The 12,349-nt window shown below is 48.4% G+C and carries 13 protein-coding genes; 6 read left to right on the plus strand and 7 right to left on the minus strand.

From position 1 onward, the window contains the following. Window positions 1-8 precede the first annotated feature (8 nt). Both rfaE2 and NT073_RS22085 read left to right on the plus strand, forming a co-directional pair. Complete coding sequence (gene rfaE2, locus NT073_RS22080) at window positions 9-488, plus strand: D-glycero-beta-D-manno-heptose 1-phosphate adenylyltransferase (RefSeq protein ID WP_297377772.1); 480 nt, start codon at window positions 9-11, stop codon at window positions 486-488. 175 nt (window positions 489-663) lie between these two features. Beyond that, entirely contained in the window at window positions 664-1,344 is a 681-nt protein-coding gene (locus tag NT073_RS22085; RefSeq protein ID WP_297377774.1) for a zinc metallopeptidase, read from the plus strand. 78 nt (window positions 1,345-1,422) lie between these two features. Here NT073_RS22085 and NT073_RS22090 read toward each other — a convergent pair whose 3' ends face one another. Continuing rightward, window positions 1,423-1,821, minus strand: coding sequence for a phage holin family protein (locus tag NT073_RS22090; protein ID WP_297377775.1), 399 nt, complete (start codon window positions 1,819-1,821; stop codon window positions 1,423-1,425). 73 nt (window positions 1,822-1,894) lie between these two features. On the opposite strand from NT073_RS22090, the gene NT073_RS22095 reads away from it, so the two are divergent. Beyond that, the gene (locus NT073_RS22095) at window positions 1,895-2,626 is read left to right on the plus strand and encodes a class I SAM-dependent methyltransferase (protein ID WP_297377777.1); all 732 of its coding nucleotides are present in this window, start codon (window positions 1,895-1,897) and stop codon (window positions 2,624-2,626) included. 44 nt (window positions 2,627-2,670) lie between these two features. Here NT073_RS22095 and NT073_RS22100 read toward each other — a convergent pair whose 3' ends face one another. Next, window positions 2,671-4,359 carry an amino acid permease gene (locus tag NT073_RS22100; protein ID WP_297377779.1) on the minus strand — a complete coding sequence of 563 codons (1,689 nt, stop codon included), beginning with the start codon at window positions 4,357-4,359 and terminating at the stop codon, window positions 2,671-2,673. Between the two features lie 144 nt (window positions 4,360-4,503). Between NT073_RS22100 and gldA the strand changes: the two genes are divergently transcribed. Further along, window positions 4,504-5,421, plus strand: coding sequence for a gliding motility-associated ABC transporter ATP-binding subunit GldA (gldA, locus tag NT073_RS22105; protein WP_297377781.1), 918 nt, complete (start codon window positions 4,504-4,506; stop codon window positions 5,419-5,421). Between the two features lie 98 nt (window positions 5,422-5,519). Here gldA and NT073_RS22110 read toward each other — a convergent pair whose 3' ends face one another. Then, window positions 5,520-6,053 (minus strand): DUF4136 domain-containing protein, encoded by a 534-nt coding sequence (locus NT073_RS22110; RefSeq protein ID WP_012928001.1) that lies wholly within the window; start codon window positions 6,051-6,053, stop codon window positions 5,520-5,522. Between the two features lie 125 nt (window positions 6,054-6,178). Then, entirely contained in the window at window positions 6,179-7,216 is a 1,038-nt protein-coding gene (gene aroB, locus NT073_RS22115; RefSeq protein WP_297377784.1) for a 3-dehydroquinate synthase, read from the minus strand. A gap of 229 nt (window positions 7,217-7,445) precedes the next feature. Here aroB and NT073_RS22120 point away from each other — a divergent pair, with 229 nt between their 5' ends. Both NT073_RS22120 and NT073_RS22125 read left to right on the plus strand, forming a co-directional pair. Next, the gene (locus tag NT073_RS22120; RefSeq protein ID WP_297377786.1) at window positions 7,446-8,687 is read left to right on the plus strand and encodes an MFS transporter; all 1,242 of its coding nucleotides are present in this window, start codon (window positions 7,446-7,448) and stop codon (window positions 8,685-8,687) included. 69 nt (window positions 8,688-8,756) lie between these two features. Then, complete coding sequence (locus NT073_RS22125; RefSeq protein WP_297377787.1) at window positions 8,757-9,209, plus strand: hypothetical protein; 453 nt, start codon at window positions 8,757-8,759, stop codon at window positions 9,207-9,209. On the opposite strand, the gene NT073_RS22130 is transcribed toward NT073_RS22125, so the two are convergent. From NT073_RS22130 to NT073_RS22140, 3 genes are all read right to left on the minus strand, one after another. Further along, window positions 9,186-9,584, minus strand: coding sequence for a hypothetical protein (locus NT073_RS22130; protein ID WP_297377789.1), 399 nt, complete (start codon window positions 9,582-9,584; stop codon window positions 9,186-9,188). The genes NT073_RS22125 and NT073_RS22130 overlap by 24 nt on opposite strands. A gap of 287 nt (window positions 9,585-9,871) precedes the next feature. After that, window positions 9,872-11,005, minus strand: coding sequence for a TlpA disulfide reductase family protein (locus NT073_RS22135; protein WP_297377791.1), 1,134 nt, complete (start codon window positions 11,003-11,005; stop codon window positions 9,872-9,874). 178 nt (window positions 11,006-11,183) lie between these two features. Further along, on the minus strand, window positions 11,184-12,323 hold the full coding sequence (locus NT073_RS22140) for a histidinol-phosphate transaminase (RefSeq protein WP_297377793.1): 1,140 nt from the start codon (window positions 12,321-12,323) through the stop codon (window positions 11,184-11,186). Window positions 12,324-12,349 lie beyond the last annotated feature (26 nt).

Here is a 12,349-nt window from a genome sequence, read left to right on the forward strand (position 1 = left end):
TTTTTATTATGACCGAATCCAAAATACTTACCCGCCAGCAAGCCATTCAGCAAGCCAATGCATGGCGGGCTGAAGGCAAACAGATCGTTTTCACAAATGGCTGCTTCGACATTGTGCACCTGGGCCACATTGACTACCTCGAAAAAGCCCGACAACTCGGCGACCGCTTGATTCTGGGCCTGAACACCGATGCCTCTGTCAGCTGCATAAAAGGGCCACTGCGTCCCGTCGTAAACGAATATGCGCGTGCCCGGCTTATGGCCGCACTCGAATTTGTCGACGCAGTCACACTCTTCGGTGAGCCAACCCCGCTCGAGCTGATTGAAGCAGTACAGCCCGATGTACTGGTAAAAGGTGATGACTATACGGTAGCCACCATTGTGGGAGCCGATTTTGTGCTGGCTCGGGGTGGACGCGTTGAAACCGTTGCCCTCGTGCCCGGCTATTCGACAACGAAGCTCATCGAACGAATAAAAGCAGGTTATTAAGCCCTTTCCTGCCCTGTAAACAGGGCTAAAAACGACCCCTTCGCCTTGTCAAATGGCTTCCTGACTTGATAAATGGTTAGTAAGCCGGGATACTTTTTTCGCTGATTCGTTGTTTTACTATCGACGGCCCTATACATTGGCCGTCTGATTGAAACCACAAACCTGACTAACTGAGATGATCTGGTTAATTATGATTGTACTCTTCGGCGCAAGCGCATTCGTGAGCTGGCGGTTACGAAGTAAGTTTAACGAGTACTCACAAATTGGCTTGAGCAATGGCCTGAGTGGGGCAGAAGTCGCCCAGCAGATGCTACGTGAAAATGGCATTTACGACGTTCGGGTGGTATCTGTAGAAGGAATGCTCACCGACCACTACAACCCACAGGACAAAACGGTTAACCTGAGTGCCGACGTTTATTATGGCCGTAGCGTGGCCGCAGCCGCCGTTGCCGCTCACGAATGCGGACACGCCGTTCAGCATCAGGTTGCTTATGCTCCTCTGAAGTTCCGTTCGGCCATGGTGCCCGTATTGACAGTTTCCTCGCAGTACATGCAGTGGATACTGCTGGGTGGTGTTTTGCTGCTCCGTACCACACCCATTCCGCTGGCTATCGGTGTTGCCCTGTTTGCGCTGACAACACTTTTCAGCTTTGTAACCCTGCCGGTAGAGTTCGATGCCAGTCGTCGGGCACTGGCCTGGATTCAAACCCGTGGGGTTGTCAACCAGCGTGAATATGGCTTTGCCAAAGACGCACTCTGGTGGGCAGCCATGACCTACGTCGTTGCAGCTCTGGGATCATTGGCAACATTGCTTTATTACGCCAGCCTATTGATGGGTGGACGCCGGAGCAACTAACCAACTGCTTAAACTAACTAAAAAAGCCGCTTCAGTACTGAAGCGGCTTTTTTAGTTAGTCAGTCTTGATATGCTCGCTTACCCAATTCGTAAGCTGGAGAGTAAACTAACCACATACCCAGAATCAACCATTTCCTGAGTTGGAGCCGAACGGTCGATTAATGTTCCGGCTACGGCTACAGCCAGTGCAATAACCAGCGCAGGCCAAAACCCGACAATGGTAAAACTGTCCATAAAGCTGTCGATAAGCTTTAGTATAAGAGCCGTAACAATAATTCGAACGATACCAGTCAGCAGGAAAAACGTGACTAAATTGAGCGGAAATCGGATGATCCAGCCCAGAAAAAAATTGAGGAGTCCGAGCAGAACGGCAATTAAAATGGCCGTTCCAAAATTTTTCACATCGACCTGGGGCATCAGGTAGGCCAGACCGAAAATGACGGCCGCATCGAGCAGTAAATGTAGGATTAGATTCATAATCAGATTGTAATTTGTTTTTTGAACAACTGTTTTAGAATAGGATGGTTTAGATACTATGAACTCGTTTTTTATGCGCCACGTATCAGTTTTACTTTTTGTGTTTCTGCTAGCTTGCTGTCGGGGTGCTTCTCAGCAGCAGCCTGCCAGTACTTCCATTGCTGATTCAGCCGCTGTTTATCAGTTTAAGGACGCCAGCCGCGACGGCATTGGCAAACTGTATCAGGGGCGCGAAATAGCCCAAGTCATGGGCCACCTCGGCGCGTCGTGGCTCGAACGCCCCGAGCGCGAACGCGAAGAACGTACCGATTTGTTACTCAAGGCCCTATCCCTAAGACCAACCGATGTGGTGGCTGATATTGGTGCCGGAACGGGGTTCTTCACCTTTCTGATGGCGCCTAAAGTGTCCAAAGGCAACGTTCTGGCGGTTGATATTCAACCCGAAATGATTGAGTACCTCAACGAAGGAAAAGCCAAACGTAAGGTAACCAACGTTCAGCCTCTACTCGGCACCGAGTCGGACCCGAAGCTACCGGCCAACAGTATTGATCTGGCCATTTTGATCGACGCCTATCATGAATTCTCCTACCCCCGCGAAATGATGGGCCATATTGCGTCGGCCTTAAAGCCAGGTGGGCGGATTGTACTCGTTGAGTACCGGGCCGAAGACCCAAATGTGCCCATCAAAGAACTTCACAAACTCAGCGTAGCTCAGGCCACTAAAGAAATGAAAGCAGCCGGGCTAAAACTAATTAAAAACGACGACCGCTTACCCCAGCAGCATATTATGTTCTTTGGCAAGTGATCCAACCTGCTGTCTACAAAATCGCCGGGTATTTTGCCCCGCTTTTAACCCTCAATCGCCTTCTCCTTAAGTCCTAGCTTGCTCTTTCTGAACCCGTACGAGAAATAGATAGCCAGCCCGATCAGCAACCAGATACCGAAGATCTGCCAGTTACTGGCGCCCAGTTCGGTCATTAGGTAAAGGTTGGTCAACACGCCGATAACCGGTAACAGAGAGAAATTATAGCGGAATCCCTGTATGGCCAGAACGGCCCACACACCCCAAAAAACAACAAGCAGGGGTTTGTCCTCCAGCGTTTTCAACACATTTATATCGGGCCTTGTCAACGCGTACGCCAGTACGGCCAGCAGTACCACACCGATTATGTATTTACCGTTAATATAAGGCACTTTAAACTTCGATTGGGCTGTCAGCCCTTTGGCATCCAAGTACAAAATACCCGCGCAAACCAGAATGAACGCAAAAAAAGTGCCAACACTGGTAAGGTCCACGAAGAACTTGAGATCCATGAACAGCGAGGGTATCGCCACCAGAAAACCTGTAACAATAGTGGCAAAGGAAGGCGTCTTATAGACGGGGTGAATCCGGGAAAACCGTTTCCAAAGCAGACCATCCCGACTCATGGTCATCCAGATACGAGGCTGCCCTAACTGATACACCAATAGCGCGCTGGTAATGGCAACCACGGCACTCACCGAAATGACGCCAGCCACAAAATCGAGGTTTACTTTCTGGAATACATAGGCCAGCGGATCACTAACGCCTAACTCCTTGTAATTTACCATACCGGTCAATACTAACGTAATCAAGACGTAGAGAACCGTACAAATCCCCAGGCAATAGAGCATAGCACGGGGTAAATCGCGCTGGGGGTTCTTACACTCCTCGGCTGTTGTTGAAATAGAGTCGAAGCCGATAAAGGCGAAAAACACCGATGCCACGCCACTCAGCACACCCGATATGCCATTTGGCGCGAACGGCGACCAGTTTGCCGGTTTCACATAGAAAGCTCCTACGCCAATCACCAAAGCGATTACCCCAAGCTTAAGAACAACCAGTATATTACTTGCCGTTCGTGATTCCTTAATGCCAATATATACCAGGGCGGTGATCAGAGCAGTTATGGCACCGGCAGGCAAATTAGCTATGATGTGAAGATTCCCCACAACAGGCGCATTGGCATAGGCGTCGGCCAGCAGACGCGTATTTTCAGGTAAGGTGGTCAGGGCCGTACCCGCCTGTTTGGTTTGCTGCACAAGCGCAAAGGCGCGGGACGCCGAACCGTAGTCCGTCGCTAAATACTTAGGAAACGTAATGCCGAACCCGCTGAGCATAGAAGTAAAATACTCCGACCAGGAGATGGCCACAACCATGTTGCTGACCGCATATTCGAGAATAAGTGCCCAACCGATTACCCACGCAAAAATTTCGCCAAATGCCACGTAGGCATACGTGTACGCACTGCCACTCACGGGCACCGTACTGGCAAATTGTGCATAACTCAACGCGGTGAAAACGCAGGCAATGGCGGTGAAGACAAACAACAGCGATACCGCAGGCCCCCCATTATAACTCGCCAGCCCTATGGTGCTGAAAATACCGGCCCCGATGATTGCTGCAATGCCGAATGACGTTAAGTCGCGGACGCCCAGCGTCTTTACCAATTTGCTCGACTCACCTTCGGAGGCATCGCTCAGGATTTGGGTTACGGTCTTTTTGCGAAAAAGCGACATAGGCTGATGAAGAAAAACAGTGTCTATTGATGTTAAACCGATAAAAATAGAAATTCTTTCCGGTTTTTTGTACGTTACATGCACATAGCCGTTATGCCGACTGTGGGCAGTTCTTCGTTTATTGTTTGTCAGCTCTAGTTTACCATGTCTATCCGGGTCCAGAATCTCACTAAAGAATACAATCAGCAAAAGGCTGTAAATCAAATCTCGCTCTCGGTATCACCGGGTGAGATTGTCGGTTTTCTGGGGCCAAATGGCGCGGGTAAGTCAACGACCATGAAAATTGCAACGGGCTACCTCCCTCCCACCGCTGGTACGGTTGAGGTTAATGGGTTCGATGTTCTGACGCACCCAATGGAAGTTAGACGTAGTACTGGCTACCTGCCTGAGCATAACCCGCTTTACCTGGACCTATACGTGAAGGAATACCTGCGCTTCGCGGGATCACTTCACGGCATACGTGGAGTCGATCTAACCAGACGTATTACCGATATGATTGAGCTGGTTGGCCTTGGACGAGAGCAGCATAAGCGCATCAGTCAGCTTTCCAAAGGGTATCGGCAGCGGGTGGGGCTGGCACAGGCGTTGCTACATAATCCGCCGGTGTTGATCCTGGACGAACCCACAACAGGCCTTGACCCCAATCAATTAGCAGAAATCAGGCAAGTCATTCGGGAGGCCGGACGCAATAAAACAGTGCTATTTTCAACGCACATCATGCAGGAAGTTGAAGCTATTTGCGACCGGGTGATTATCATTAACCGGGGCCAGATTGTTACCGACCAGCCCCTCAGCCAACTTCGGTGGGCATCGGCGGGCGAAGGTGTTGTCGTTGTAGCCGAGTTTGAACGGGAACTGGAGGATGTAAACCTACTGGCGTCTATTCCAGGAGTAGAGCGTGTAGAGCCGCTAACTACTGGACAGTACCGCATCACGGCCACCCCGAACACCGACTTGAGAGGGGCCATTTTCCGCCTTGCCGCCGACCGGAACCTCACACTCGTTGGCCTTCGACAGCAGGAAAATTCGTTGGAAGGAATTTTCAAGGAGTTAACAAAATAGCTCGTAAGGTAGTGATAAGTAAACGAAAAGGCCCGTTTAAACGCCATACCTTTGAGGTATGGCGTTTAAACGGGCCTTTTCGTTTACGTTATTACCCTTTATCTGGCGGTAGCCATGAGTGGATACTGGTCGAAAATTGACCGGACTATCCCTTTAAAATAGTTGTTCTTAAAGTTCTGGTTGCGCATCATCTTGGATGCGTACCCTTTCCAGATAACCTGATAGGATTCCGCGTCGATGAGCGAAATCATCAGGGTTCCTTCGTCAAGATTGTAGTCGATACGTTTGTAGGTAGCATCGTCATCTTCCCGAACTACCCAGTCTTTAATAACCGGCTGCTGGTACCCCCGGAAACGCAGGTCAGAACGAAATATATTATACGAGATTAACAGGTTGGGGTTCCGGTTGCTGACGCGATACCCCCGTGCTTCCATCTGGTGACGAATAGCATCCTGGATGTCGGAACACAGAAGTGTCGAATCGACAAACTCGCATTCCAGAAAATTGAATGATTCGTAGTTTTTAAAATGGCCCTCGTAGCTATAATCATGCTCTACAAATAACCTACTTGGCGAACAACCCACCACAGCAATAACGGCCAGTGTAAATAAAATTCCGATGCACTTTTTCATACTAAAGCTTGTAAAGAGTTTTCAATAGATAACTTGTGTTTAATAGAAAGTAGTGATAACTAAGGGTCGAACTCAAATATAATCGTAAATGTTTGGCAAACAATAGTCTACAGCCAAATAATACTTTATTTATTTAGACCTCGGTAGAACTCGATTGCCCTCCGCATCTCGGTGTTTGATACAAGGATATCGAAAGCACAACTCCCGGTTCCATCCAGTAATGACATCCGTACTTCACGCCCCCGATTTTTCTTATCCTGTAGGGTTAGGGCCAGAATTGGCTCGGTATCGTCGTCCGACAACCGCACATTACCATATACGGCAAATATGTATTCTTCGATTTGCGTGAGCAGCGATTCATCGATCATTTTTTTCTGGTAGGCAATATACGCTTCGGCAATCATACCCACGGCAATGGCTTCACCGTGCAGGAGCCGTTTCCGGGGCTGCGTCAGAAAATACGTTTCTACCGCATGGCCCAGCGTATGGCCAAAGTTCAGAATCTTCCGCAATCCCTTCTCAGTTGGGTCCTGCTCAACGACGCGTTGTTTTACCGCTACGGAATGAGCCACCAGTGCGGCCCAGTCCTGCTCGTCGAGGTCACGCCGACGAATTTCGTCCCACATCGCGGCATCGGCAATGAGACAATGCTTAATGACTTCGGCGAACCCTGAGCGGAGTTCACGTTCGGGTAGTGTAGACAGAAACGTTGGGTCAATCAGTACCGTATTGGGTTGTTGAAATACGCCAATGTGATTTTTAAAGCCCCGGAAATCAATCCCCAGTTTACCGCCTACACTGGCATCTACCTGCGAAAGTAAGGTAGTGGGCAGCTGAGCGAAGGCTATACCGCGCTTGTAAGTAGCTGCGCAAAAACCACCCATATCCCCAATGACGCCCCCACCAAGGTTGAGCACCAGCGCATGACGGTCAAAATTAGCCCGCGTGAGGGCATCCCAGATCATTTCGCAGGTAGCGATGTGCTTCTGCTCCTCCCCCGATTTGATCCGGACGAGGGTGTGCTTAGGCAAAAAGGTTTTCAGTTCGGGATAACAGAACCGAAACGTATAGTTATCAGCAATAACAGCAATGGCTGAAAAATCGTAAGATTCAAGGAAAGCAGGCAGGCTTTCGGCAAGTGGGGCAATGGTTACGGTCGACATACTGTAAAAGTACGGCAGTCATTGGTTGTGATAACGGGAGAATGCCAAGATTTTTTTTGACAGACCATCAGGCTCTACAGTGTTTGCCAGGAACGTATATAATTTAGCACGCAACACTGGCAGAATATAATTGCGTCTTATTCCTGATCATCAATTACATCTGTTGTTTTTTCATCCACCGGGCCTATCTTTACCTTTCTCCTGTAGTCTTTTTCCTCATCAACGCCCTATGAAGGTTCGTTACCGCGTGCTGGCGGGCTTGTTCCTGCTGTCTACCATTACCTATCTCGACCGCGTTTGCATGAACGTCGTCAGTAAATACGTCAAAGCCGACTTAAACCTTGATAACCAGCAATTTGGCTGGATTCTGGGTGCTTTTTCCTTGGCTTATGCCCTTTTTGAAATACCAACCGGCTCCCTAGGCGACCGGATTGGCCCCCGGCGGGTACTGACGCGGGTGGTGGTGTGGTGGTCGGGGTTTACCATGTTGACTGGCACGGCCTTTAACTTCCTCTATCTGCTGATTGTCCGGTTTTTGTTTGGTGCTGGCGAGGCCGGGGCCTACCCCAACGCATCGATCGTTATTGCGCGCTGGTTTCCGGCCGTTGAAGTAGGTCGGGCGCAATCCGTTATCTGGGCAGCCGGACGACTGGGTGGTGCTCTGACTCCCCTGTTGGTTATTCCGCTTGTACACTGGGCTGGCTGGCGGTGGGCTTTTGTCCTGCTAGGGCTGCTGGGTGTGCTGTGGGCCTTAGGCTGGTACTTATCCTTCCGCGACGAACCAGCAGCACAGCCGGGCATCAGTCTGGAGGAAGTACGGGAGATTGAGCGGGGACGAAAGATACGGGATGCCGATCATCTCATTCCCTGGAAAACCATTATCAGCAACCCCGATCTGTGGGCGCTGATGTTGATGTGTCATTTGTTTTTTTACGGATCTTATTTTTTCACCAACTGGTCGTCGGTTTATTTTCAGGAGGGGCGCGGGATGACCGAAGACCAGACCAAAAACTTCATTTCCCTCTCCTACTTTCTAGGCGCTATCGGCTGTCTGGTAGGTGGCATTCTGAGCGACGCCCTAACCAAGCGTTATGGGCTCAAAATTGGTCGCCGGGCTGTTGGCGTTGGCGGTCTGGGTTTATCGAGTTTGTTTTTCCTGCTGGCAGGCCTGACTACGGACAATCAGCTGGCGGGCTATTTTCTGGCCACCTGCGTTCTGATGAAAGATCTGGCCTTGCCGGTTGCGTTTGCCGTTTGTGTAGACATTGGTCAGCGGAATGCAGGTTCTGTAACGGGTGCTATGAATTTTGCAGGGCAACTGGGCGGTTTTTTCATCACCATTCTGTTCGGCACTATCGTTGAGAATACCCATAACTTCAACTATCCGCTCTTTATGATTGCCGGTTGTTTACTGGTTAGTGCCTTACTCTGGCTACGAATTGATCCAACAAAGCCCGTGACGATAAAGTAGGCTTAAGCAATAGGTTTCAGTTTATCAACATAGCCAGGACTATACAACAGAAGGGAGAGCAAAAAGACCTTGGAAACTTCTATCCAAACAATCGTTAAGCTAATTAGAAGTGCCCTACTAGCTTTTGCCGTACTTATTGGGATGATGGCATTAGCCTTTGCCATTTTCTTTTATGCTTATTCGATCCCTAGTACTGATTTTGACTTAACCAATGTAGATAAGGATACTACTTTTTATGTGAGGACCCAGCGAAGCAATGGCGAGGGAACCGGAAGACTCGCCATGTTAGCATCTGGTGCGCCAAACGACTCAACCGCTTCTATTTCTACTAAGTACGCTAATCCAGCCGTCTTAATGGGTGAAACTCATTTACCAAAAGGCAAGATAAACCAGCTTTACCAACGTGACTTCTATAACAGTAGGGATAAAGTGAATTATCATCATATGTATATAATACCGATATACTTTTGCAACAGCCACTGCACCAATACAACAAGATTAATAATCTATTCTGATATTTAATAAGCCGTTCTTTGCTGTGATTGGTTGGTATATTAACATAAAATCTCCAGCCATTTCACCGATATATACTTTCTTGTTAACGATCCCTTTTGAAAGCTTGACAACGCTACCACTATTATCCCAAACGGGTACGCCTGTACTATCTTGAGGACCATTAGGCATAAAAACAACAGCTTTCCCATCGAGTACTCCACTAATCTCGACAACAACAGGGGCATCAATGCTTAGCTGTAAATGAGTTTGTTTGACTCTAAATTCATGCCGTTGACTGCTACGACTAATGTTAAAGGAATTCCCAGTGCATTGAATTAGATAAATAGCTATGATTAAGAATAAACCGGATAAGCCTAGCATCCGTTTACTTTTAAGTGTCATACAGTTAGCTGATACGATTAGCAGTAAATACAACTTTTCCCTCAGAGCACATTATGTAACTGGTCATTCTATCTAAGTTTAATCACTTATATAATCTCTGTGGCTGTTGCAAAAGTCTAAAATGGGTGTAGTGGCCTTGGCTGAATGGTTAATGTCACTCTGTTTACAAGGCAAATCCTACTTACTTGGCAGGGGTTTTCGTAGTCCTGTTGACTTTTGCAACAGCCACCCTGGTTATGCAACCGTTCTGGATGGCGGATTAAATAATTGAATAAAGCGTCGTTTTATTACATTCGCTGAGAAAGAAAAACGCTCAAATCCTGAGGACTAATGTCTCTCCGAATGATTGCGCCCTTCTCATCCAGCAAGAAATTAGACGGAAAGTAATTAATCGATAGCAGGCCAACCGTGAGTTTGCCCGATGAATCTAAATACTGAGGCCACATTAATCCATTAGCTTGAATTGTTTCTTTCCAAGTCCCTTTGTCCGTCGATTTATCGATAGAAATCCCAACGATATTGAATCCCCTGGCCTGATAGGTTGTGAACAAATTCTTGAGTTTGGGAAACTGTTGCAGACAGGGGCCACAATGGCTAAACCAAAAGTCAATCAGCGTGTATTTTGACTTGTGAGCAAGGGAGAGTGACACCGATTTGTTGCCTACATCGACCAGATGTAGAGAAGGAAAAATTTGCCCTATAGCGGTTACTTTGGACGAATTTAACCGTTGAGCGATCATCTTGCCGGTTGGTGTGTTTTTTAACGAAACAGAAAGAGCGTGATAGAGCGAGTCAAGGATGGGTTGATAGCCTTCGCCCATATCTCTAACCAATTGCCATAGGATTACGTAGGAAGTTGGATGCTGCGTAGCATATGTTAGGTACCCCAATTGCTGTTGATGGATTAAACGCGCTCGGTTTTGACTAAAAGCCGTTTGCAAACTATCCAGTAAATGCGGATTGGTTGTAACCGCTTTCAAATCAATGTACCTCTCGAAAGCCTGTTCTCGCTGTTTACTAATTGGCGAAACATAATTAGCTATGAACCGATTATACTCAGCCATCGTCTTGGTCGCTAGCTGAGGTGTCTCCCGGAGCGAATCAATATGACAAGTAATGGTTTGACTACCTGGCTCAATCAGGAAATAATTTGATATATAACCGGGCGAAATTCGAATTCTGTAACTACCGGGATAGGCCATTTTCCCCGCTAGCAGGAAGCGTCCCTGAGTAATCTTAGCCTGGTAATTGTTGTTCAGATTGGCATCAAACCCTTCTCCGCTTGGCACTAAGGTGACCGTTCCTGTATCGCAATTAACAATTCCCTTTAAACGATAGGTCAGATTTCTGACTTGCCCAAATGCAATGCTATGTGCAAAGAAAAAAGCGATCGCGAGTAACATGCAGGAGCCTAATTTCATTTTCTTTATGGATTTTAGTCAATAGACCCCAGCGTTCTCCTTAGGGTTGTAGGAGCAGATGCCTGTTGTGCATTATGTCATCCAAAGTAACGCTATTCATCACTGAACAAAAAAGGTGCGGACATCAGTTGCCCACACCTTTTTCAATTATGATCGAAGGCTTTGCAGCCGTGATTACTTATGAGATCATTTTTAAGCCATCGGCAAAAGCCTGCATTTGCGGCATCGTACCCAGGCTAACGCGGCACCAGTACTGGCCGTCGAACTTCCACTGGCGGATGCTTACGCCCTGGTCCATCATGCGGGTTACGAAATCTTCGCCTTTCATCCGGATGGGGAACATCACGAAGTTAGCGCCCGAGGGCAGTGGCTCGTAGTTTGTTTGCTTCAGCACTTTATACAAAAAATCTTTCGATTCCTGCGTTTTGCCCAGCGAGAACTTTACAAAGTCTTTGTCCTGCAAGCTAACAATGGCGGCCCGTAAGGTCGTCATGCTCATAGAGCTGCCACCCGTTGCGAATTTGGCAATTTGTTCCAGCAGTTCCGGCTTGGCAATCATGTAACCCGCCCGCAAACCGGCAAAACCATGCACCTTCGAGAAGGTCTTTGTAATAATAACGTTATTGCCTTTCTTCACCATATCGACCATCGTGTAAGCCTTGGGATCTGGCGTATAGTCAATATAAGCTTCATCGACAAGAATAGGCGTTTTTGCGCCTACCGCTTCGCAGAAAGCGCGGAGTTTGGACGGATCAACGGTAATGGCTGTTGGGTTATTGGGGTTGCACAGATAAACCATGCCCGTCTGGCTGCCAACGCGCTCGTTGAGTTTATTCAGGTTAATATCATATCCATCGGCGGCCACCAGCGGCACACGATCCATCGTAACGCCATGCTTGATAACCGAGCGAGGCAGCGCATCGAACGTTGGATCGGGGGCAACAATCGTCCGCCCCGCATTCGGGCGGTAAGCCGACCAAAGTGCCGCAGCCGTCAGTAACTCACCGGAGCCAGCCCCCAACAGTACATACTCTTCGGGAACGCCTTCGGTGTCGGCTACCAGTTTTCGAAACTGCTTCGCGTATTCCATTGCATACAGATACCCGTCAGGAGCGGCTTCTGTGATGGTTTTAAGCGCTTTGGGCGACGGACCATACGGGTTTTCGTTAGCCGACAACCGGGCTTTTATCCCTACTTTCGGAACCTTATAGCCTTTGGGCATTTCGGGTTCCGGTTCACAGAATGCCGCCGGAGCAGCAGCCAGACTTAAGCCAGATAACATACTGGCCCGTAGCCAGTCACGACGATTGATGGACATAACAAAGGGTTGGTCTTACCGTACCG

Source organism: Spirosoma sp. (genome assembly GCF_026391055.1).
In the GTDB taxonomy this organism is placed as follows: Bacteria; Bacteroidota; Bacteroidia; order Cytophagales; family Spirosomataceae; genus Spirosoma.

Coding starts and splice junctions, on each gene's coding strand:
- rfaE2 (WP_297377772.1), top strand. CDS start 9: ATGACCGAATCCAAAATACTTACCCGCCAGCAAGCCATTCAGCAAGCC.
- NT073_RS22085 (WP_297377774.1), top strand. CDS start 664: ATGATCTGGTTAATTATGATTGTACTCTTCGGCGCAAGCGCATTCGTG.
- NT073_RS22090 (WP_297377775.1), bottom strand. CDS start 1,821: ATGAATCTAATCCTACATTTACTGCTCGATGCGGCCGTCATTTTCGGT.
- NT073_RS22095 (WP_297377777.1), top strand. CDS start 1,895: ATGCGCCACGTATCAGTTTTACTTTTTGTGTTTCTGCTAGCTTGCTGT.
- NT073_RS22100 (WP_297377779.1), bottom strand. CDS start 4,359: ATGTCGCTTTTTCGCAAAAAGACCGTAACCCAAATCCTGAGCGATGCC.
- gldA (WP_297377781.1), top strand. CDS start 4,504: ATGTCTATCCGGGTCCAGAATCTCACTAAAGAATACAATCAGCAAAAG.
- NT073_RS22110 (WP_012928001.1), bottom strand. CDS start 6,053: ATGAAAAAGTGCATCGGAATTTTATTTACACTGGCCGTTATTGCTGTG.
- aroB (WP_297377784.1), bottom strand. CDS start 7,216: ATGTCGACCGTAACCATTGCCCCACTTGCCGAAAGCCTGCCTGCTTTC.
- NT073_RS22120 (WP_297377786.1), top strand. CDS start 7,446: ATGAAGGTTCGTTACCGCGTGCTGGCGGGCTTGTTCCTGCTGTCTACC.
- NT073_RS22130 (WP_297377789.1), bottom strand. CDS start 9,584: ATGACACTTAAAAGTAAACGGATGCTAGGCTTATCCGGTTTATTCTTA.
- NT073_RS22135 (WP_297377791.1), bottom strand. CDS start 11,005: ATGAAATTAGGCTCCTGCATGTTACTCGCGATCGCTTTTTTCTTTGCA.
- NT073_RS22140 (WP_297377793.1), bottom strand. CDS start 12,323: ATGTCCATCAATCGTCGTGACTGGCTACGGGCCAGTATGTTATCTGGC.